11 protein-coding genes and 1 tRNA gene are annotated in these 20,520 nt (G+C 46.9%); 6 read left to right on the forward strand and 6 right to left on the reverse strand.

What is annotated here, in order from left to right:
* Positions 1-8: 8 nt before the first annotated feature.
* The 6 genes from C8R34_RS13015 to C8R34_RS13040 all read right to left on the reverse strand — a co-directional run bounded on the left by C8R34_RS13015 (position 9) and on the right by C8R34_RS13040 (position 13,126).
* Positions 9-6,416, reverse strand: coding sequence for a type I polyketide synthase (locus C8R34_RS13015; RefSeq protein ID WP_165872572.1), 6,408 nt, complete (start codon positions 6,414-6,416; stop codon positions 9-11).
* Between the two features lie 98 nt (positions 6,417-6,514).
* Complete coding sequence (locus C8R34_RS13020; protein ID WP_165872573.1) at positions 6,515-7,891, reverse strand: NAD(P)/FAD-dependent oxidoreductase; 1,377 nt, start codon at positions 7,889-7,891, stop codon at positions 6,515-6,517.
* A gap of 359 nt (positions 7,892-8,250) precedes the next feature.
* Positions 8,251-8,895, reverse strand: coding sequence for a response regulator transcription factor (locus tag C8R34_RS13025; RefSeq protein ID WP_110341303.1), 645 nt, complete (start codon positions 8,893-8,895; stop codon positions 8,251-8,253).
* Positions 8,879-9,409, reverse strand: a complete 531-nt coding sequence (locus tag C8R34_RS13030) for a response regulator transcription factor (RefSeq protein WP_132467104.1) — start codon at positions 9,407-9,409, stop codon at positions 8,879-8,881. Before C8R34_RS13030 ends, C8R34_RS13025 begins: the two co-directional genes overlap by 17 nt.
* 41 nt (positions 9,410-9,450) lie before the next feature.
* Complete coding sequence (locus C8R34_RS13035) at positions 9,451-11,139, reverse strand: hypothetical protein (RefSeq protein ID WP_132467105.1); 1,689 nt, start codon at positions 11,137-11,139, stop codon at positions 9,451-9,453.
* A 52-nt stretch (positions 11,140-11,191) separates the two neighbouring features.
* Positions 11,192-13,126: an ATP-dependent DNA helicase gene (locus C8R34_RS13040; protein ID WP_110341309.1), complete on the reverse strand. Its 1,935-nt coding sequence runs from the start codon at positions 13,124-13,126 to the stop codon at positions 11,192-11,194.
* A 388-nt stretch (positions 13,127-13,514) separates the two neighbouring features.
* Here C8R34_RS13040 and C8R34_RS13045 point away from each other — a divergent pair, with 388 nt between their 5' ends.
* The 6 genes from C8R34_RS13045 (at position 13,515) to C8R34_RS13070 (ending at position 20,298) form a co-directional block, all read left to right on the forward strand.
* Positions 13,515-15,728, forward strand: coding sequence for an LPS-assembly protein LptD (locus tag C8R34_RS13045; RefSeq protein WP_258364501.1), 2,214 nt, complete (start codon positions 13,515-13,517; stop codon positions 15,726-15,728).
* Between the two features lie 41 nt (positions 15,729-15,769).
* The gene (locus tag C8R34_RS13050; protein WP_110341313.1) at positions 15,770-17,092 is read left to right on the forward strand and encodes a peptidylprolyl isomerase; all 1,323 of its coding nucleotides are present in this window, start codon (positions 15,770-15,772) and stop codon (positions 17,090-17,092) included.
* Positions 17,082-18,092: a 4-hydroxythreonine-4-phosphate dehydrogenase PdxA gene (pdxA, locus tag C8R34_RS13055; protein WP_110341321.1), complete on the forward strand. Its 1,011-nt coding sequence runs from the start codon at positions 17,082-17,084 to the stop codon at positions 18,090-18,092. The genes C8R34_RS13050 and pdxA overlap by 11 nt, the downstream gene beginning before the upstream one ends.
* Positions 18,082-18,870 (forward strand): 16S rRNA (adenine(1518)-N(6)/adenine(1519)-N(6))-dimethyltransferase RsmA, encoded by a 789-nt coding sequence (gene rsmA / locus C8R34_RS13060; RefSeq protein WP_181415503.1) that lies wholly within the window; start codon positions 18,082-18,084, stop codon positions 18,868-18,870. The genes pdxA and rsmA overlap by 11 nt, the downstream gene beginning before the upstream one ends.
* A 41-nt stretch (positions 18,871-18,911) precedes the next feature.
* On the forward strand, positions 18,912-20,141 hold the full coding sequence (locus C8R34_RS13065) for an aspartate kinase (RefSeq protein WP_110341315.1): 1,230 nt from the start codon (positions 18,912-18,914) through the stop codon (positions 20,139-20,141).
* Positions 20,142-20,205: 64 nt separating this feature from the next.
* Positions 20,206-20,298, forward strand: a tRNA-Ser gene (locus tag C8R34_RS13070).
* Positions 20,299-20,520 lie beyond the last annotated feature (222 nt).

The following is a 20,520-nucleotide window of genomic DNA, read 5'->3' on the forward strand; positions in this document are numbered from 1 at the left end:
GTATTTGACTAACCGCCCACAGCTCCTCTACTGACGCCTGCCGTCACACCAGCAGCTTGTGCCAGTAACTGCTTGAGTAATAAATCGACATCCGCCTCGGACATACGATCAATCACTGAATTTTCCTGGATGATCGTTTCTGAAGCTGGCGACGCAACCGACACAATCGCTTTGTCCATGAGCATGTCGGCCAAATACCCTAAATTAGGGCTGCGCATGAATTCCAGGGTAGAAATCCTAACGCCGAAGGTTTTATTGATGACTGCCTGTAATTCTGCGGACATCAGCGAATCGACCCCCATTTGCATCAATGACTGTTCCATGTCGATTCTTTCCGCCGGTATGCGCAGAACGCTTGCAATCTGCTCGGTTAGCGCATGGCACATGGCCGCGCGGCGCTGATCTTCCGGCAGCTGGCTGATCTCTGCACATATGGGTGTCAGTGACGCTTGTTGTTTCTGGCCGGAGCTTTTTACCAGGCTTGCAAACCTGGGAGAATTGCCTCCCGTCGGTTCAAACGCCTGCCATTTCTCCCAATCACAATTCATCAGACCATATTGCGGCAACGCAACATTCAACATATGCGCCCATGAATCCAGCGCTTGATTGGCGGTCAGCATGTACATACCCATCAGATCCAAATGCTTTTTCACTTCTTCACTATTCACCGCCATGCCTGTTGCAATGGCGCCCCAGTTAATACTGGTACCGGCCAGCCCGGCAGATCTGCGTTTGGCTGCCAGCGCATCCAAGAACGCATTGGCGGCAGAATAATTGGCTTGGCGAGCATTGCCAATAATTCCGGAAACCGATGAAAATAATACAAAGAAATCCAATGCGTGATGCTGCGTGAATTGGTGTAGGTGCCAGGCACTCAATGCTTTGGCCCGCATGACATGGGCTACGCGTTCGGGATTCAGTTCAGCAATGGGTGCATCATCCAGCACTGCAGCCGTGTGCAAGATGCCTTTTAATGGCGCTCCTTGGGTTGCAATCTGATCGAACATCGCTTGTACTTGCGCTTTATCCGTAAGATCTGCGGCGATGGACAGCACGTGTACGTCATTTTCCGCCAACATCGTCAGTACTGCCTGTGCAGCGCTATCGACAGCACCGCGTCGACTGACCAGAATCAAATTCTTTGCGCCATGTTTTGCCATCCATTTTGCCGCTTCCAGACCAAAGCCACCGAATCCACCGGTGATCAAGTAAGCAGCCTGTGCGTCAAAAAGCGCCGGGCGTTTCTGCTTATCCGTCACCACAATTGCCGCTTTATCTTTGAGAGATAAGATTTGTGTATCCTGCGTAACTTGATTGTGATCCGCCAATCGTGCAAAACCTTCTTCAGGTGCTAATGATTTTGTTGAAGGAATGCCGGAAATCTGATGCGTCGCAAGCAATCGCGCAACCACCTGTAACAACTGTTCAAACAGTCCCGGCGCGGTCAATGCAAGTTTCAGCGCATCCACATGAGTAAAGCTGCTACTGAATGCATGACCTGACACATTGTCCGCATTGGTGTGTGTGAGTGCGATTTCATGCGTATCCGGTGCCAATAAACCATCCAATCCCTCAGGCTTATCAGTACTTGCACCATGAATCCAGGCGCGCACCGAAACTACGCTTTGCTCACCCTCTTGTTGCTCGATATCATGACCATGATAGAAAATAGGAAATGCACCTAAATACTTTGTAATATCGCGTGCCCCCAAAGCCGTAGTGCCTAATTCAGCATCAATCAATACCGCCTCTCCAGGCACCACACGGGCAATATAATTCAACGCATAATACGTAGGAATCAGTGTGGTTGCCAACGCGGCGATCTGTTCATGAGTAAGCGGTAAATAATCGACTGAAAAAACGCAATTAGCCGGGCTGACAATATGCGATGCAATATTTCCGGTAGTCGCCACCATCACCAGATCTCCCGGGCACCGGTCGGTCACGTTGCTGCCGATTTTGTCGATGACGCCCACTGCAAAGTAGCCGTGTGGCGTATTGTCTTCAGCTTCAGAGAACCGACAATCGGTTAAGTTGATGCATTCCACGGCAATGGTCACTTCATCGGCTTGTGGCATGGGTGCCGGCATTAAACAAAATTCCGGATGCTTTTTCCATTTAAGCTGAAACGCTTCGACATCTTCGCCGCGGTATGAAATCGCTGCGTCATGGACTACAGATTCAACGCGATAGCGTTCCCAGCGATGTACCAATCGATTGGTCCCACGTAACGCCACATCATCTTCCCGATCATCCGACACCAGCTCTTTCACCAGCATGCGTATCTGCTCCAGCGGATTGACCGGATCCAAGTCCACTTGCGTACAGCGGAATAGCGGGTATTCATTGAATGCAACGCGAGCCAACCCAGTCAGCGATGTGAGTGCGACGTCTTGAATATCACTGTTAGCCATCACAGGTTGCGTACCTTGGGTGACCATATACAACCGCGGCGCATGGGTGGTGAATACCTTACCCAGCAGTTGCATGACTTGAAGTGCCACGCTGGTTTGCGCGATACCGACAGGATCATCCTGAGAAGCCGTGGATAATCCCCATAGATAAGACACACCCACACAACTCAATGATTTTTCCTTGACTTTTTTCATCACTTTTTCCAGATACTCAAGCTCATCGGCATTGAATGGTTGCATATGCTCGCACTCCTGCTGATACACTTCATCGATGGCTATGCGTATTACCTGATTGCCGTTACTTTCCAATGCCTGGCATAAGGATCCGCTAATATCGCTGTTATCAGTGAACACCAGCCAACAACCTGTGCGCTTACCTTGCGGTTGTAACGGCTTTTGCTGCCATTGCCATGCATAGGCCCATTCTGCTAATTGTTCGATTGGATCTTTCTTTTCCGTTGTCAAAGCACGGCAGCGTAAACCAGCGACTTCAACCAGCAGATTGCCCAGATCGTCAAATAATCTTAAATCACCTTCAATCGCATGTTCATTGACTTGAGTGAGCTTGCCGTGACACCAGAACGCATTTCCCGGTTTTACATGATAGCTAATACGCTTGATGACAACCGGCATGTAAAAACTATCATCGTCGCTGATTGCCGCGATCAGAGATTGGAAACAGCCATCCAGTAAACTGGGGTGCAGTAAATAATCCGTATTTTCATTGATTAAATCAGCATGCAGTTCGATGCGCGCCAACACTTCGCCTTGGCAACGTTGCAGTTGTTGAATGGTTTGGAAATAAGGACCGTAAAACAAACCACGCTCCTTGAGCTCAGCATACAAATCGCCGACATTCATCTTTTCGGAGCAGCGGTGTTCAATATCGTGACGTTCGATGCGGGCCGATTCAGTGGGTGCTGCCGATACGATTTTAGCCGAAGCATGCATATTCCAATTCGTAGCGGTATCCTGCTGATGGCTATGAAAAGCATATTGGCCGCTTTCCTGATCAAAACTGACATGAATCGAAGGCTCGCCCTGATGATCATTCAACACCAGTGCTTGATGAAAATGTAATTGCTCGATCACACACGCGGTATTTCCGGTCACTTGATGATGGGCAGCCAATGCAGCTTCCACATAAGCCGCGCCCGGCATAACCACCAGCCCATCCACTTGATGATCGTCTAAAAAAGGTAGAAATTGACGATTCACCGCACTTTGCCATACAGGTCGCGGGCCAGATAAACGGCGATCCAATAGTGGATGCAACGGTATGCCAGTGCGATCGGTGATCGAATCCTCATCCTCGTGCCAATAAGTTTCTCGTTGCCAAGGATACGTAGGCAATTTGATGTAAACAGAATCACTGGGATACAAATGCTGCCAGTCGATTTGACAAGCCGCGGTATAAAGCCCGGCCAGCGCCATATTAAAAGTATGCTGCTCAGGTTGTTCGCGGCGTAACGAAGCAAACGTCTGCGGTTTGATATTTTGTTGCTGACAACACTCCTTGATCGCACTCGATAATACAGGGTGCGGACCGATCTCAAGAAAAACGCGATGGCCGTCCCGCAACAAGCTCGCCATGGCTTGCGCAAAATAAACCGGCTCACGAATGTTATCGCACCAGTACTCGGCATCATAGCTCACGGTATCGGTGAGCTCGCCGGTTACTGTCGAATACAACGGCACCAGCGGCATGACAGGATGCAGATCTGCCAGGCTGGCTCTGATTTCCGGCTTGAGATGTTCCAGAAACATGCTGTGATAAGCCATCTCAACTTGCAGGAAACGATTGAATTCTCCTTGCTCCGTTAAATGCGCTGATATCTTTTCCAGTGCATCGCCATCGCCTGAGAGCGTTACCATTGAAGGACCGTTGACCGCAGCAATGGAAACATTGTCTTGAGTCAAAGTAGCCAGCAATTCGATGCACTTTTCCATACTCACGCCAACCGCCAACATCTTTCCAGAGCCGGCTGCTTTTTTCAGGATGCGGCTGCGTTCATAGCTCACCTTGACTGCATCTTCCAGGCTGAGCACGCCCGCAGCATAGGCGGCGCTGATCTCACCGACGCTATGCCCGACAATAGCACCCGGTTCAATACCCTGAGCACGCCACATGGCGGTTAACCCAACCTGAATCATAAAGTTAGCGGGTTGAGCGATTTCAGTCACGGTTATTTTTGAATCTTTCTCATCCGCTAACATCTCGTCAAGAATAGACCAGCCCGATAAATCACGAAAAATCGCATCGCATGCTTCGACGGCTTTACGATAAATAGCATTATGTTCATACAATTCCCGTCCCATCGCCCACCATTGCGGCCCCATACCTGTATACACGAATACCGGCTTTGACGATGCCTTGCTGTCGGCCTTACCGGATACCCAGCCAGAATCCGGTTGCCCAGCTACAAAAGCGGTCAGTTTTTCATGCATGGCTTTCCATGAATCACCCATGATTGCCAATCGATAATCATGATGACCGCGGCGGCATGCTGCTGAATAACACAAATCTTTTAATGCGCCCGGATAGTCTGCAGGAAACTTGGCAAGCCAGGCTTTGGCTAAGTCAGTGAGCGCCGACTCACTGCGCGCTGATAATGGCAGCAGGTACACCGCGCCGGACATATCGTCTTCGCGCAGCAACTTGGGCAATGGCGGTGCATTTTCCAGAACTACATGAGCGTTTGTTCCGCCATACCCGAATGAATTAACGCCGGCATAAATCTGTTGGGAAGTGGAAGCCAGGGATTCCAGTTTTATTGGCAAGCGCAAACCCAATTCATCAAAAGGAATATTGGGATTCGGCGTTTCCAGATTGGCCTGAGGCGGTACCTGGCGATGCGCTAAGCACAGCGATGTTTTAATGATCCCTGCAATACCGGCAGCAGCTTCCAAGTGCCCGATAGCGCCTTTGACAGAACCCATCAGGCACGCTTTAGCACGCTTAGCCGTTGAATCAATCACTTCGCCCAGTGCCTTAGCTTCAAGCGGATCGCCCACGGGTGTTCCGGTACCATGCGCTTCAAAGTAGCTGATATCGCTGGCATCGACACCGTACTTGGTACACACGGAACGAATCAATGCAGTTTGTGAAACCGGATTGGGAACAGTGATCCCGTTGGTCCTGCCATCCTGATTGACACCCGTGCCCCGTACCAGCGCATAAATGGAATCGCCATCTTTCAGAGCGGCTGATAAAGGTTTTAGCACAACCACCCCCGCACCTTCGCCACGACCATAACCATTAGCGCTCGCATCAAAACTCTTGCTGCGTCCATCCGGCGCAAGAAACCCGCCTTTGCACATGGCAATCGGGTATTCCGGGCGCATCATGACATTGACGCCGCCCGCCAGTGCCAAATTACACTCACCACTCCAGATTGCCTGACTGGCCAGATGTAATGCGACCAAAGAAGAAGAACAAGCGGTATCCACACTCATGCTGGGACCGTGCAGATCCAAAATATAAGAAATGCGATTGGACAGTATGGTCATGGTCGAACCGATCGCGGTATGCGTGCCGATCAGATCGCGATTCATTTTACCCATCTGGGTCAGCTTATGATCCAGGGTGAACGCCCCAACAAAAACACCGGTATTTGAACCGACCACCGATTCATGAGGGATGCCGGCATCTTCCAAGGCTTCCCAACTGGTCTCTAATAGCAGACGTTGCTGTGGATCGATACACTCGGCTTCACGTGGCGTAATCCCAAAAAATAATGCATCGAACTCATCGACACGCTGCTGCAGGAATCCTCCTTGTTTGACATACATTTTCCCAGGCTTATTCTGGTCAGCATCATAAAAACGCCGTAGATTCCAACGTTCCGGCGGAATATCCACAATGGCATCGCTTCCCGTAACCAACAAATTCCAGAAGCTTTCCGGATCATGCGATCCTCCCGGGAAGCGACAACCAATCCCGACCAGCGCAATCGGTTCGTAAGTCTCATTATTACTGATTTTTAGTTTCTTTTTTCTCATGCTATATGCTCCCTGGAAAGATAAAGTGTTGATCATTTGTCAAATGCTGCTTGAGACTTACTTGATTGTGTAACCCACGGGTAAATCAGCGAAATGCGCTACGCGTGCTGTGAAGCGATTCTTGGTTGCAAATCTGGAGGATTTCTTAATGTAGTAAAGTCCTTTGCAGTCGGCATAGGCCAACCTAACTCTCGATACAACTTATGCGCACGTTTCCGGAATGTCAGCCAATCGCAGTAGTAAGCATGTCTGGGAGAATCGATCATGTGTATCGGTCCCCTTAAATCTCCCTGCTCTTTTTCTGCAATCTCACGTAAGCGCTTGTCTTGCCCAGTTTGTTGCTGCTGACTCAGGAGGTAGCGAGCCACCATTGAGGCAAATAACTCCAGATGAGGAAATACTGCCGCATTGCCTTCATAAAATCCCAGCGTAAATAAATTTGGATGCTTGCGGGAAAAACAGGTCATAAAATGCCCTACACCATGACCCGCCCATTCAATATGTTCCGCATCAAGATAAGGAAAGGATGCTTTATAACCGGTGGCGAAGACTATTTGATCAACTTCTATCGATGATCCATCAACGAAATAGACGGTTGAGCCATCAAACCTCTGAATATCCGGTTTAGGCTGTAAGTCGCCATGTGCAATGCACGAAAGGATATCTGAGTTCATAATTGGCTGCGACTCAAGTACACGATGCATCGGTTTTTGTAATCCATACTGTGTAAGGTCACCCAGCAGGGCGTTCAGCATATGGCCAAATACCCATTGCCTAAAACGGAAAGGCATCCACGCATTCTCACGTTCATAAATGTCTGCGGGCTTACCAAACATTATTTTAGGAAGAAAATGATAGCCCCTGCGCATACTGATGTAGGCTGCTTTCGCGTTTCTCGCTGCTTCAGTCGCAATATCGCAACCCGAGTTACCAGCACCCATGATCAAAACACGCTGGTTCTTAAATTCATCAGGACTGGAATAATCCTTAGAATGGCGCTGCCAACCAGCAAACGTTCCTGGGATTTCGGGAAAACTGGGTTCCCAATGCATTCCGGAAGCACAAATCACACCGCGATAAATTCGTGTTTGATTTTGTACCGTCACTAACCAGAAACCATCTTTGGGTTCAACTTTCTCAACTTCGCTTGAAAAATTAATATGTCTTCTCAGATCATAAGCATCTGCAAAAGCATGCAAATACGCGATAATTTCATTGCGCTTAGGAAAGGCAGCTCCGGGTGGAAATGGGAAATCCATGAAACCGGACTCTGTTCTTGAAGAAACAAAGTGTGTATTTTCATACACCGGTGTGCCGGGATTCTGAATATCCCAGAGTCCCCCAATATCCGTATGGCGTTCAAAAACATCAAATGGTAAGCCAAGTGCTAGAAAAGCTCGCGCTTGCGCTAACCCGGAGGGGCCTGCGCCAATAATACAATATCGATCTTTACAATCAATAATAGTGGTGTGCATATCGTTTTCCTTTGGTTTTATCGGGTATTTGTCAGCAACAATCTCAGCCATGAATAGCTGTTTGATTCTGCGTGTAGCTTAAATTTTCTACTGAAAAAATAATGTGATAAAACTCACGAGACTCAGAAAAAAGGAAAACGGGGCTGATCTTGGCTATATCGCAATCGATAGTTGAATTGAGCGTCCCTTGAGTATCCGCATATAAAAATAGCAAGCAAGACTATGAGAACAAAGGAAATAGAGAATTCCGCCAAACAGCAGGAAATAGAACGCTAATGGATTTAAACTTTGGTAGGCTGTGAGTCGGCTGATCGGATCAATTCGAACGGAATCAATGCCTCGTCATTTATTTTTGATCGCTATAGCGACTTGATGGCATCCTTCATAATCAGTGCCAGCTTGATCCGATCTGAAACATGCAATTTACGAAAAACTTCTGTTAAGTGTGCTTTGACGGTTCGTTCGGTAATGCCCAATTGCTGCGCAATTCTCTTATTACTTTCTCCGCGCCGAACCAGCATGGCAATTTCATACTCACGATGCGTGAGACCCTCCAGCGAATCATGAATGACTCGCTTAATTCGATCTTTTTCATAGGTCACTTTGACCAGTTCATTCAATATTTGGTTAGTCAGCGTGCGGCGAATCCACAATTCTCCCTGCAGGATCGCATCAGCAACACGTTTGATGCGCTCAGGCTGCATCGTACGCAAGCAACACCCTTTGATACCTGTCTTAAATAGTCTCCACTCAATCTCATCGGATAATTCCGGGCCAAATACCACAATTCTGGTTTCTCTCCCTAGCGTTACCAATTCCGCGATGGAGCGCTGATGTTTCAAACCCGGTAATTCATAATCAAGAAACAATATTTCAGGTTGCAGTTTGGTTATTTTTTTAGTCAGCGACATAAAGCCATGCGTGGTGTACACAGCAGAAAAACCGAACAAGCCTTGCTCCCAGCGCAGTAGAATTTCCTTGTTAGCGCTAGCTAAGAGAATCAAGATTGGCCTCGGAAGAATCGCGCTGTGCTGCTGAAACGATCTGATGCATGATTTTCCCAGTCATCTTACGTGACAGCCAGGCTTCGCCGCGATGAACCGCCATGGCCACTTTAGAGAAATCGAGCGAATCCAGATTATTCGTGATGACCCCCCGAGCACCACAGGTGAGTGCTTTCAGGAGATAGTCCTCTTCGATCGGCTCATTGACGACTAAAATTGCTTGTGTATTTGGACACTGATACTGTAAAGCAAGCAACAAATCACAATATTCATCCAATAATTTATTGGCATTAACCAATAAAATGTGTGGATTCAGGCGCTTTATCCTGGCGATGGCGTTCTCAACCGGCGTAATACCATCACGCGGCATCTGTCTTCGCTCTACCGTATAAGCACGATCCGATCGCGTATCAGTGAGTAACTCTACAGCCGTTTCTTTATGTCGCAATAACTCGCCAACCGGCACCTGCTGATCCTGACCAATCTCAACGACGGCCATAGTGATAGGTTGCATATTCTCCCTTTATTGATATTTTTATACCTATATCATGTAGTTTAATCTTTCCCGCCATGAATCACTAATTGTGCAAACGGTATCGTCCATTGCTGTCGATTACAAACTTCAACGGCATAGCGCTGCAAGGCACTCGTAATCGAGTAGAGCTCACCAGCTGCCGCACCGTCAAAGGTGGCGATGATTTTATAATCCAGCGAAGAAGTGTTGGCTTTGGTAAAGTGGACTGACACATCTTTGAGTGAAGTACCATAGGTTTCCTGCAGTAATCCGCGCCTGATTCCTTCGCGCATTATGTCAGGCACATCGGTGATACAGTTTGCCTGGTATTTATAATCAATGCCAAAATCAGCTACCGCAACAAATCCCTGCGAATAATTTCTCGGTTTAGCCGCCAAAAAATCGGTAATGGTAAACGTTCTTGGCATGGTACCATCAGATAAAGATAATACAACATGCTCCAGTGTAATACATTTAACCATGTCATAAACATCGTCCGAAAGCATGACGTAGTCCCCTACTTTGCATGGAAACCAAGGCTCATTATCTGAAAATGGCCGGGAAACATAATGAGCTAATTCCGCCAATGTCAAGCGTAGTTCTAATTCGGGGAGTATCGGATTAATCAGTTTGGTGTAGTAATTCAGGCTCTCGATCTGCATGGGAATGCCATTGTATAGGATGCATTCGCCTTCCCTCACCGGACCGGCATTGAGCAATACTCTTAATTCATTGATATAACTTGGGATAGAGCTTTTAAGTAGCCAAATGATACTCAACAGCAGTAATACTGTAATACCAATCAGTACTTGATCATCACGCACACTCAGCACATAAAACATAGCCGTGATCGCCAATATCCCCATCAAGAAATGATAGGAAAGTGTAATAATGCGCTGGTAGTAGGTGCTTTTCCCCACCCTCTTGCGATTACCGATCCATTTCAAGAGCCTCAGCAACAACAGCATCGAAGCATACACTGCGACGAAGGCTGCTAACGCCATCAATAATGTAGCACCCCGCCCGGCTGCAAATTGTCGGGCATGTTCACTCATTGAAATTTCCTTGGCAGACTGAGATTTAATCATTTCATCGAGTTGTAGCCGTGCAACTTCCAGCAGGTGTTTAGTGTCTTCTTGCTGATCTTTCCATTTTTTGTCAATACGCTCAAATTCAATCAGCGCATCCTTCTCAAAGCCTTGTTTGTTAATTTTCGTGAGGTGCGTAAGTACTTCGTCAATGTCCCTGATTTGGGATTCATAAAAAGCAATCTTTTTGTACAAATTGTCCAGCTTGCGTTTGTTTTCTGTCAATTGACGCAGCTCGCTCATGATCGGTTGTACAATTTCAAGCAAATCCCTCTGCCAATCGAAGTCTTTTTTTTCCGCAACATCCTCTTTATTGAGTTCAAAACCGGCAGTCAGTATCATTTCGAATGAAGATTCCTGTTCAACAATGGCATCGCCTATTTCATTCAATTCCGCCTGAAGCCTAGCTTTTTCCTGCTCAGTTTTTGCTTTCATCAAGGATTCTAATTTTGCATCGACTTCCACTTTCTGCAGTTTGATACTTTTAATAATGTCATTGAGCTTGGCGGCGGTCTGTTCTTTTTTTAATGTGTGTTCATTGGCAACGAACGGCAGCCTATCGGCACCGGCATGACCGTTGCATATAAAAATTGTCATGCCCAATAAAATAACCAATACATTTCTCATAGTGTCAGCTCTCATGATCCTTTAAGCAAAGTGACGCTTCCGCTGCATTCGTTACCGCCGCACTGGATTATTTGTCATTGTCAACACTGAAAAAACGCTCAACTTCCGTCAATTCACGGGTGCGCTTCATCGGCGGCAAGCTTTGCCATATTTGTTTACCATACGCTTTGGTAGTCAAGCGCGGATCGCAAATCATCAATACACCGCGATCCATTTCATCCCGAATCAAACGTCCGGCGCCTTGCTTCAAGCTGATGACAGCACGCGGTAATTGGTATTCCATAAAAGCATTGCGGCCTTCGTTATTTATTTTCTCAATGCGGGCCGACAGCACTGGATCATCAGGCGGCGCAAACGGCAGTTTATCAATGATTACCAACGACAACGCTTCGCCGCGCACGTCCACACCTTCCCAGAAGGACTGGCTGCCAATGAGGACAGCATTATTCAATGCGCGAAAACGCTCCAGCATATAAGAGCGCGAACCCTGCCCTTGGAGCAGCAATGGAAAATCAAATTCATCGGCTGCGAGCAGTAACTCATACACACGCTGCATCGCCCGCAGACTCGTACACAGAAAAAAAGCTCGCCCTCGGCTCGCGCGCAATACCGGCAGTGCTGCTTGCACGACATGATCGGTATAGGTTTTATGATGCGGCTCCGGCAATCCGGTCGGTACATACAGCAATGCTTGCTCGGCAAAATCATAGGGACTATCCCAGCAAGCTGTTTGCGCGGCAGCCAACCCCATTTCATCACTATAATGTGTGAAATTCTTTTTTACCGATAGCGTGGCTGACGTAAAAATCCAAGCACGCGGCGATGCAACCATTTGTTTCTGAAAAATGCCGGCAATGGATAATGGCGTTGCATTCAACTGCAATGCCTGGTGATAGACTTCAATCCAACGCACATGGTCTTGCATTTCGGTTTCATCGCGCCAGCGCTGTATGAGGTACAAATGGCTGGCTGCCCTCTGCCGGCAATTTTCCAACCCCTCGGATCGTTCCGCCTGATGCTCCAGCAATTTTGTCAGACTGCTCAATTTCTCCAGCAAGTTGTCCAACGCGTCGCAAAACCCCGAATTCTGTTTAATTGCCGCCAGCGACAACCGCGTATTGTCTACCGCAATCGCCAAGCGCAAATCACGTGCAGCCTTTTCCACCGCGGCAATGGCATCCGGCAGTCCCAAAAAATCCCCGGCGGCCTGTATGGCTTCGACTTTGGCATCACGCGCCAGATCCAATATCTGGCCGGTGCTAATGGATTCACCGAAAAACAAACTGGCCGTTTCCGGTAATTGATGCGCTTCATCAAAAATAACGGTATTGCAGGCAGGCAATAACTCGGACAAGCCTTCATCGCGTAGCATGACATCCGCAAAAAACAAGTGATGATTAACTACCACGATATCTGCCATCAAGGCTTGCTTGCGCGCTTCCATCACAAAACACTTTTTATAGCTGGGACATTCCGAACCCAAACAACTGTCGCGCGTTGAAGTGACTTGCTGCCAAATGGCAGCATTCTCAGGTACTTCGCTGAGTCCGCTTTTATCGCCATTTTTGCTGATACTGGCATAGCGTTCTATTTGTTGCAGATACTGGATTTCGTCTCGATTAATAAAACTGAAGTGCGTATCTTGCACACTTCTTTCCAAATGATAATGACAAATATAATTGGCGCGACCTTTTAATAATGCAACCGTCACCGGTACTTTGAGCGCCGCTCGCACACTGGGGATATCCCGTTTAAACAGTTGATCCTGCAATGTTTTTGTTCCGGTGGAAATAATAACTTTGCCACCTCCCAACAACGCTGGCACCAGGTAAGCCAACGTTTTCCCCGTGCCGGTGCCTGCTTCAGCAACGAGCATCTGATGCTTTTCAATCGTATCGGCAATTGCCTGCGCCATTTCCAATTGTTGAGGACGCGTGCGGAATCCTGTAATTTGCTTGGAAAGAATGCCATCCGAAGAAAAAATAGATTTTAAATCAAACATAAAATAAGAAAATTATGGGTTCTTAAATAGAACCTATAAATTTAAAGCACTTCAATTCGCCAGTTTATTCATAATACCCAACTTGAGTCTGTTTTCTTGGCATAAGCGCTTCTTCGATAGATATCTTGTTAAGAGAAATAGTACAATGCTCGATTAATTTGAATAAATAATACTTACCAACCAGTTAGTATAGATTTTATAATGGCAAAAACGGAGTACTGATAATTGAGTCAACTCAACAACTGTCGCCTGCATGTGTCGAATTCACGTCAATTTCAATTCGATTGATCGTGCGCGATCAAACCCGTCAAACGATGTGAAATACTGGTAGATATAGGAAAAGTACATTTTGTTTAAGTTTTCTGGTTTCCAAGCTGATGATCCCATAGTGAATATACAATTCATTCGCAACCTATTTATTTCATTATTATTACTTATTTTCCCATTAACAGGATCGGGTAATGAATTATCTATTCAACCGGGAAATGAACAAAAACCAGTGATTAAGCCTCAAAGAAAACCAACATCTATTGTGGCCGATCGCATTACAGGCTATTACAAACAGGAAATAGAAGCAACTGGTAATGCAGAGTTGCATCACGGCGATAATATCTTGACTGCCGACCGCATGAAGTACTTCCAAACGACGGAGGATACTGAAGTGGAAGGAAATGTTCGCTTAGATCGACCCAAAGATACTTTGAAAGGAAATCACCTCGAGCTCAACTTACAGACTGAAGAAGGTCGCATGTCTGAACCGCGTTATTATATCAAAGATGGTAAAGGGCGCGGCGCAGGCAGCCTGTTGTTATTTGAAGGCAAGGATAACTATCGCCTGAAAGACGCGAACTACACCACTTGCCCTGAAGGCAATCATGACTGGTATGTGCGCGCTAAAGATCTGGAAATTGATAACAAAAAAGAAGTCGGTACGGCACGCCATGTCAGCATCATGTTTAAAGACACGCCTATACTGTATTCACCGTGGATCGATTTTTCCTATAGCGGTAAACGTAAGACGGGATTGCTGGCACCTGTTGCGGGTTATAACGTAAAAACCGGGTTTGACGTGGCACTTCCGGTCTATTTAAATATTGCACCCAACATCGATGCCACCGTCGCGCCGCGCATCATGACTGAACGCGGTTTCTTGTTAAGTAATGAATTACGGTATATCGGCAATAACAACATGAGTGGTCACCTGTTGTTTGACATCCTCCCTATGGATATCAAGACCAACGAAACGCGATGGGGTATCTTATACACACATACGCAAAGTCTCGGCAAAGGCTGGCAAGGTTTTATGAATTACAACCAGGTTTCTGATGATCGTTATTTCCGCGAACTCACCCCTAATCTTGCTCAGACCAGCTTGACCAACCTGTCGCGGCAAGGCGGAGCTACCTATAACGGCAGATTAGGCACGGATGGCGCTGTCAGCTTTACCGGTTTCGTGCAAAGTTTCCAAACCCTTCAGGATAGATTTCCAGGTGCTCAAATTGTTTCTCCTTACGACCGATTACCCCACTTTTCCATGAACGCTATTAAGCGCAATATAGGAAAATTGGACTTTGAGCTCAACAGCAGTTGGACAAACTTTTATCATTCAACGCTGGTCGATGGAAATCGTACAATACTTTATCCCACTGTCAGTGCTCCATGGCGTAATGAGTATGGTTACATTACACCTAAATTCGGCTTGCACTATACACATTATAGTCTGAATGCACCCGTCGATCATAAAGGGGAAAATATAGACCGCACGATTCCTATTGTCAGCCTGGACAGCGGCATCGCATTTGACCGTCAAATGGAATTGAGTGGCAGGAAGTTTATCCAGACACTCGAACCACGGCTATTCTATGTCTATGCACCGTACCGAAATCAGGATTATTTACCTAACTTTGACTCTGCAGTAAATGACTTCAGCTTTGCACAAATGATGACCGAAAATCGGTTTAGCGGCGGTGATCGCATTAACGATGCTAATCGCGTTATGGCCGCACTGACATCGCGGTTTGTGGAACAGGAAACGGGTATTGAACGTTTGCGGCTTGCAATAGGTCAGCGGATCAATTTTACGGATCCTCGAGTATTGCTGCCCGATACTCCGCTTAATCCCCAGGTCACCAGTGGAAAATCCGATTTTATTGCTTCTATTTCTGGGCGCTTGACGCCTCATGTCAGCACGGATGCCAATATTCAAATGGATGAGTCCAGATTGTTCATTGAAAAAGTGCGTAGCGGTATCAGTTATCAACCGGATACGGGCAAAGTACTAAACCTCGGCTATCGATTTACGCGAAATGTCCTGGAACAAGTGGACAGTTCAATTCAATGGCCGATCAGCGGCAATTGGCATGGCGTTGCACGGGTCAATTATTCGCTGAAAGATGATAAGATCCTGGCAGGATTGGCAGGCTTTGAATACAACGCGTGTTGTTGGGCCTTGCGGGTTGTCATGCAACGACTCACAACAGCCACGCAAACCACCACTACCGCAGTCTTTGTACAGTTGGAATTAAAAGGCTTGATGGGAATCGGCAATAATCCACTGCAAGTACTACAGCAAAGTATTCCGGGATACACCAGCGTTCACTGATTATTAGTCCTACCCCATTGTACTCACCAAGTCTCACATTTATGCATAACAGAAGCTATTCCTACATCGTGCTGCTACTCATGGTATTCATGCCTTCTTATGCCACAGCACAAGAAATGGAATCTATTCCGATAGTCAAGCCGATTGATCATATCGTGGCCATTGTCAATGAGGACGTCATTACTCGACAAGAGCTTAATGAAGCGATCAAAGTAGCCATCGATCGACTGCAATTACAAGGCATGCAACTACCCGACCAACACGTCTTGCAAAACCAAGTGCTTGAGTCCATTGTAACAAAACGAGTCCAGTTACAGTCTGCCAAAGAAGTGGGACTATCCGTCGGCGAAAGCGAGGTGGATGAAACGGTCCAGCGGATTGCGCAAGAAAATAAATTATCCTTGCCGGAGTTTTATGCGGTACTCGAGAAAGATGGCATCAGCTTTAATAAGTTCCGTGAGGAAATACGTGATGAAATGATCATGGCGCGACTGAAAGAACGAGAAGTTAAACACCAAGTCAATGTAACAGAAGGTGAAGTTGATAACTTCCTCCGCACCCAAGAAACATCTGCTGTGGGTAATGATGAATATCGTCTCTCGCATATTTTGATTTTGGTTACTGAAAACATGAACTCGAGCCAAATGGAACAAAGAAGCGAACGCGCTAAAATGGCACTCGCGAAACTAAAAGAAGGCGTGGAATTTTCCCAAGTAGCGGCTGAATTCTCGGATGCCGCCGATGCTTCAAAGGGAGGAATCATCGATTGGCGTCCTATTGATCAAATGGGGCCTAAATTTGCCGAACTATTGGAATCGCTTCAACCTGGAGATTTGACACAGATCGTGCAAAGCCCGTCCGGTTTCCATATTTTCAAATTACTCGGTCGGCGTACTCAGGAAGCACCCACAGTCATCATTGATCAAACACATCCGCGCCATATACTGATTAAAATTAATGAATTGACTTCTGAAAATGATGCCAAACTTAAAATTAACCAGCTCAAGGAACGGCTTGATCGGGGAGAAAATTTTGAAGAACTGGCAAAACTTTATTCTGAAGATTCCAGTGCCGCATCAGGCGGCGATCTCGGCTGGCTTTCACCGGGCGATACCGTGGCTGCTTTTGAGCAAGCCATGAATGCACTGCAGCCCGGTCAAATCAGCGAACCCGTGCAATCTCAATTCGGGTGGCATATTATCCAAGTTTTGGAACGCCGCTCGCAAGATGTCAGTCTTGACCGGCGCAGACAGGCGGCGCGTCAAGCAATACGCACGCGCAAGGCGGATGTTGTGGTGCAGGAATGGCTACGGCAGTTACGTGATCAGGCTTATGTTGAGCTCCGCTTAGATGATGAGCAATAGTTTCATTCCCACACTGGCGCTGACTTCTGGCGAACCTGCCGGAATTGGTCCCGACTTATGCGTGCAAATTGCACAACAATCGTTAGCATGTAAGTTGGTGGTTATTGCCAATCGTGAATTGTTGCTGACGCGCGCGCAACAACTCAAGCTCCCACTTGATCTCATTGACGTCTCTGCAACGACTCCAGGTCCACATGCAGCCGGCAGCCTGCAAGTTTTGCATGTTCCGTTGGCCGAGCCCGCACTACCCGGCGTATTGAATCCGGCCAATGCATCTTATGTCCTGACGATGCTCAACCATGCGGTCGAGGGTTGTCAAACAGGTCGATTTGACGGCATGGTCACCGCACCGATACACAAAGGAGTGATTAACGATGCAGGCATTCCTTTTACCGGCCACACGGAATATTTGGCAGAATTGACACATAGCTCGGTTGTCATGATGTTGGTGGGCGGAGGTATGCGTGTAACTCTGGCCACCACGCACTTACCCCTCAAAGATGTTGCAGCCGCGATCACAGCGGACAGCTTGGAAAGTAAATTACGCATCATCCAAGGGGATCTCGTCACGCGCTTCATGTTGGACAAACCTCGCATCGTCGTGGCAGGACTCAATCCGCATGCCGGTGAATCCGGTCATCTGGGGCGCGAAGAAATTGACATCATTATTCCAGTGCTCCACAAACTTCGTGCTGAAGGAATGCATTTAACCGGCCCCATTCCAGCAGATACCTTGTTTAATCCGTCACAACTCAAGCACTATGACTGCATTTTTACCATGTATCACGACCAGGGGTTACCGGTACTGAAACATGCCAGTTTTGGCGGCGGTATCAATGTCACATTAGGATTACCCATTGTCCGCACTTCGGTGGATCATGGCACCGCGTTGGAATTAGCCGCAACAGGACGTGCGCACTCGGGTAGCTTACTCGCCGCTATTGAAATGGCCATCCAATTGGCCCGGAACCACACAGCGTTTCTCCATAATGCGCCATAATCCGCGTAAACGTTTCGGTCAGAATTTCCTGATTGATCAGCAGATCATTGCTCAAATTATTGCTGCAATCTATCCGAAAAAGAATGATCGAATCATCGAAATTGGCCCGGGTCTCGGCGCGTTAACAAGACCTCTACTGCAAGCAGTTAATCATCTTGATGTGGTAGAAATCGACCGCGACATTGTCGCCAGACTCAACAAAGAATTCTCGCAAGAAAAATTGACCATTCATGCAACCGATGCACTTAAGTTTGATTTTTCCGCTTTCGGCAACAACTTACGCATCGTCGGCAATTTGCCCTACAACATTTCAACACCGTTGTTGTTTCATTTGAGCCAATTCTCCGAGCACATTGTCGATATGCATTTCATGCTGCAAAAAGAAGTGGTGGACCGCATGGTAGGTATGCCGACAACATCCGATTATGGGCGCCTTTCCGTGATGCTACAGTATCGTTTTGATATGGAGCATGTTTTTAGCGTCCCGGCAGAATCCTTCAGTCCTGCGCCCAAAGTTGAGTCAGCCATCGTGCAAATGATTCCACGCCCCAAATCATCGATGCATGCTCAAGATGAAGTATTATTGTCACAGGTGGTCTCAGCGGCATTCTCACAACGCCGAAAAACTCTGCGTAACACGTTGCGTGATTTTCTGAATACTGATGATTTCTGTGCTCTAGGTATTGATTCCGGACTACGCGCAGAGAATCTATCAATGGAACATTTTGTCGCTATTGCAAATTTCCTAGAAAAGCGCTTAGAGAATCGTGTAAAATGACGCACTTTTTTCTATTCCAATACTTTGTGAGTCAGTAATTCGTGGCATTTTACGTACAAAAATATGGTGGCACATCGGTCGGTAGTACCGAACGGATAAAAAATGTGGCTCGCAGGGTCGCCAAATTTCATTCGCAAGGACATCAAATTGTCGTTGTGGTTTCTGCCATGAGCGGCGAAACAAACCGATTGATCGCGCTGGCGCACGAAGTCCAGGAGAACCCGGATCCGCGTGAATTGGATGTGATGGTCTCAACGGGTGAACAGGTATCCATCGCACTCCTGTCCATGGCATTAACAGCACTCAATGTTAAAGCAAAAAGCTATACCGGATCACAGGTCAGAATTCTGACGGATAGCACACACACCAAAGCGCGAATATTGAATATTGACGAAACCAAAATTCGAGCAGATTTGGACGCTGGTTATGTCGTCGTCGTTGCCGGCTTCCAAGGCGTGGATGAAAAAGGCAGTATCACTACGCTTGGGCGCGGAGGATCCGACACCACCGGAGTCGCATTGGCAGCTGCTTTGAAAGCCGATGAATGCCAAATTTATACAGATGTCGACGGAATTTATACGACAGACCCACGGGTAGTCGCCGAAGCCAGAAGACTGAATACCATCACTTTTGAAGAAATGCTTGAAATGGCAAGCCTTGGCTCGAAGGTTCTACAATTAAGATCGGTCGAGTTTGCAGGAAAATACAAGGTCAAGTTGAGGGTTTTATCCAGTTTTGAAGATGAAGGGCAAGGCACTCTGATCACTTTCGAGGAAGATGAAAATATGGAGCAAGCAGTCATTTCCGGTATCGCTTTTAATCGTGATGAAGCTAAAATTACTGTTTTAGGTGTCCCCGATCACCCCGGTATTGCTTATCAGATTCTAGGGCCGGTCGCGGACGCAAATATTGATGTCGACATGATCATCCAGAACGTGGGGCATGATGGTTTGACAGATTTCTCATTTACAGTTCATCGCAATGAATTCAAAAATACGATGAATATCTTAAGAGAAAAAATTCAACCGCATATTGGTGCACGCGATGTACTCGGAGGTGATAGAATCGCAAAAGTTTCTGTCGTGGGTGTCGGTATGCGTTCCCACGCCGGCATTGCCAGTAAAATGTTTCGCGTATTAGCGGAAGAAGGCATTAACATTCAGATGATCGCTACTTCTGAAATCAAGGTATCGGTCGTTGTTGATGAGAAGTATATGGAATTAGCTGTCAGAGTGCTTCATAAAGCATTTGATCTGGAACAAGCGCTCTAATTTATTATAATACTTAACATTTAGCAGGCTAATGCAATTGCATTACCCTGTCGCATTAAAATCCGGAGAGATGGCCGAGTGGTCGAAGGCGCTCCCCTGCTAAGGGAGTATAGGCACAAAAAGCTTATCGAGGGTTCGAATCCCTCTCTCTCCGCCAATTATCTACCAATAGATACCCAGAAACACCAACAAGACCCGCGCAAATGATAAGTTTAGCGGGTTTTTTGTTAACCATAGTCAATTACGTGAAATGTGAGTAACAAGATAAATTTGTGAGTAAGTTCGTGAGTAACTACAATACTCACTAGAAAGTTACTCACATATTTGTGCAAGCTACTGGCAGAGGGTGTTTTCACATGAAGCTGACTGCCCCAATCAT

It is taken from the genome of Nitrosomonas sp. Nm84 (genome assembly GCF_003201565.1).
Taxonomy (GTDB): domain Bacteria; phylum Pseudomonadota; class Gammaproteobacteria; order Burkholderiales; family Nitrosomonadaceae; genus Nitrosomonas.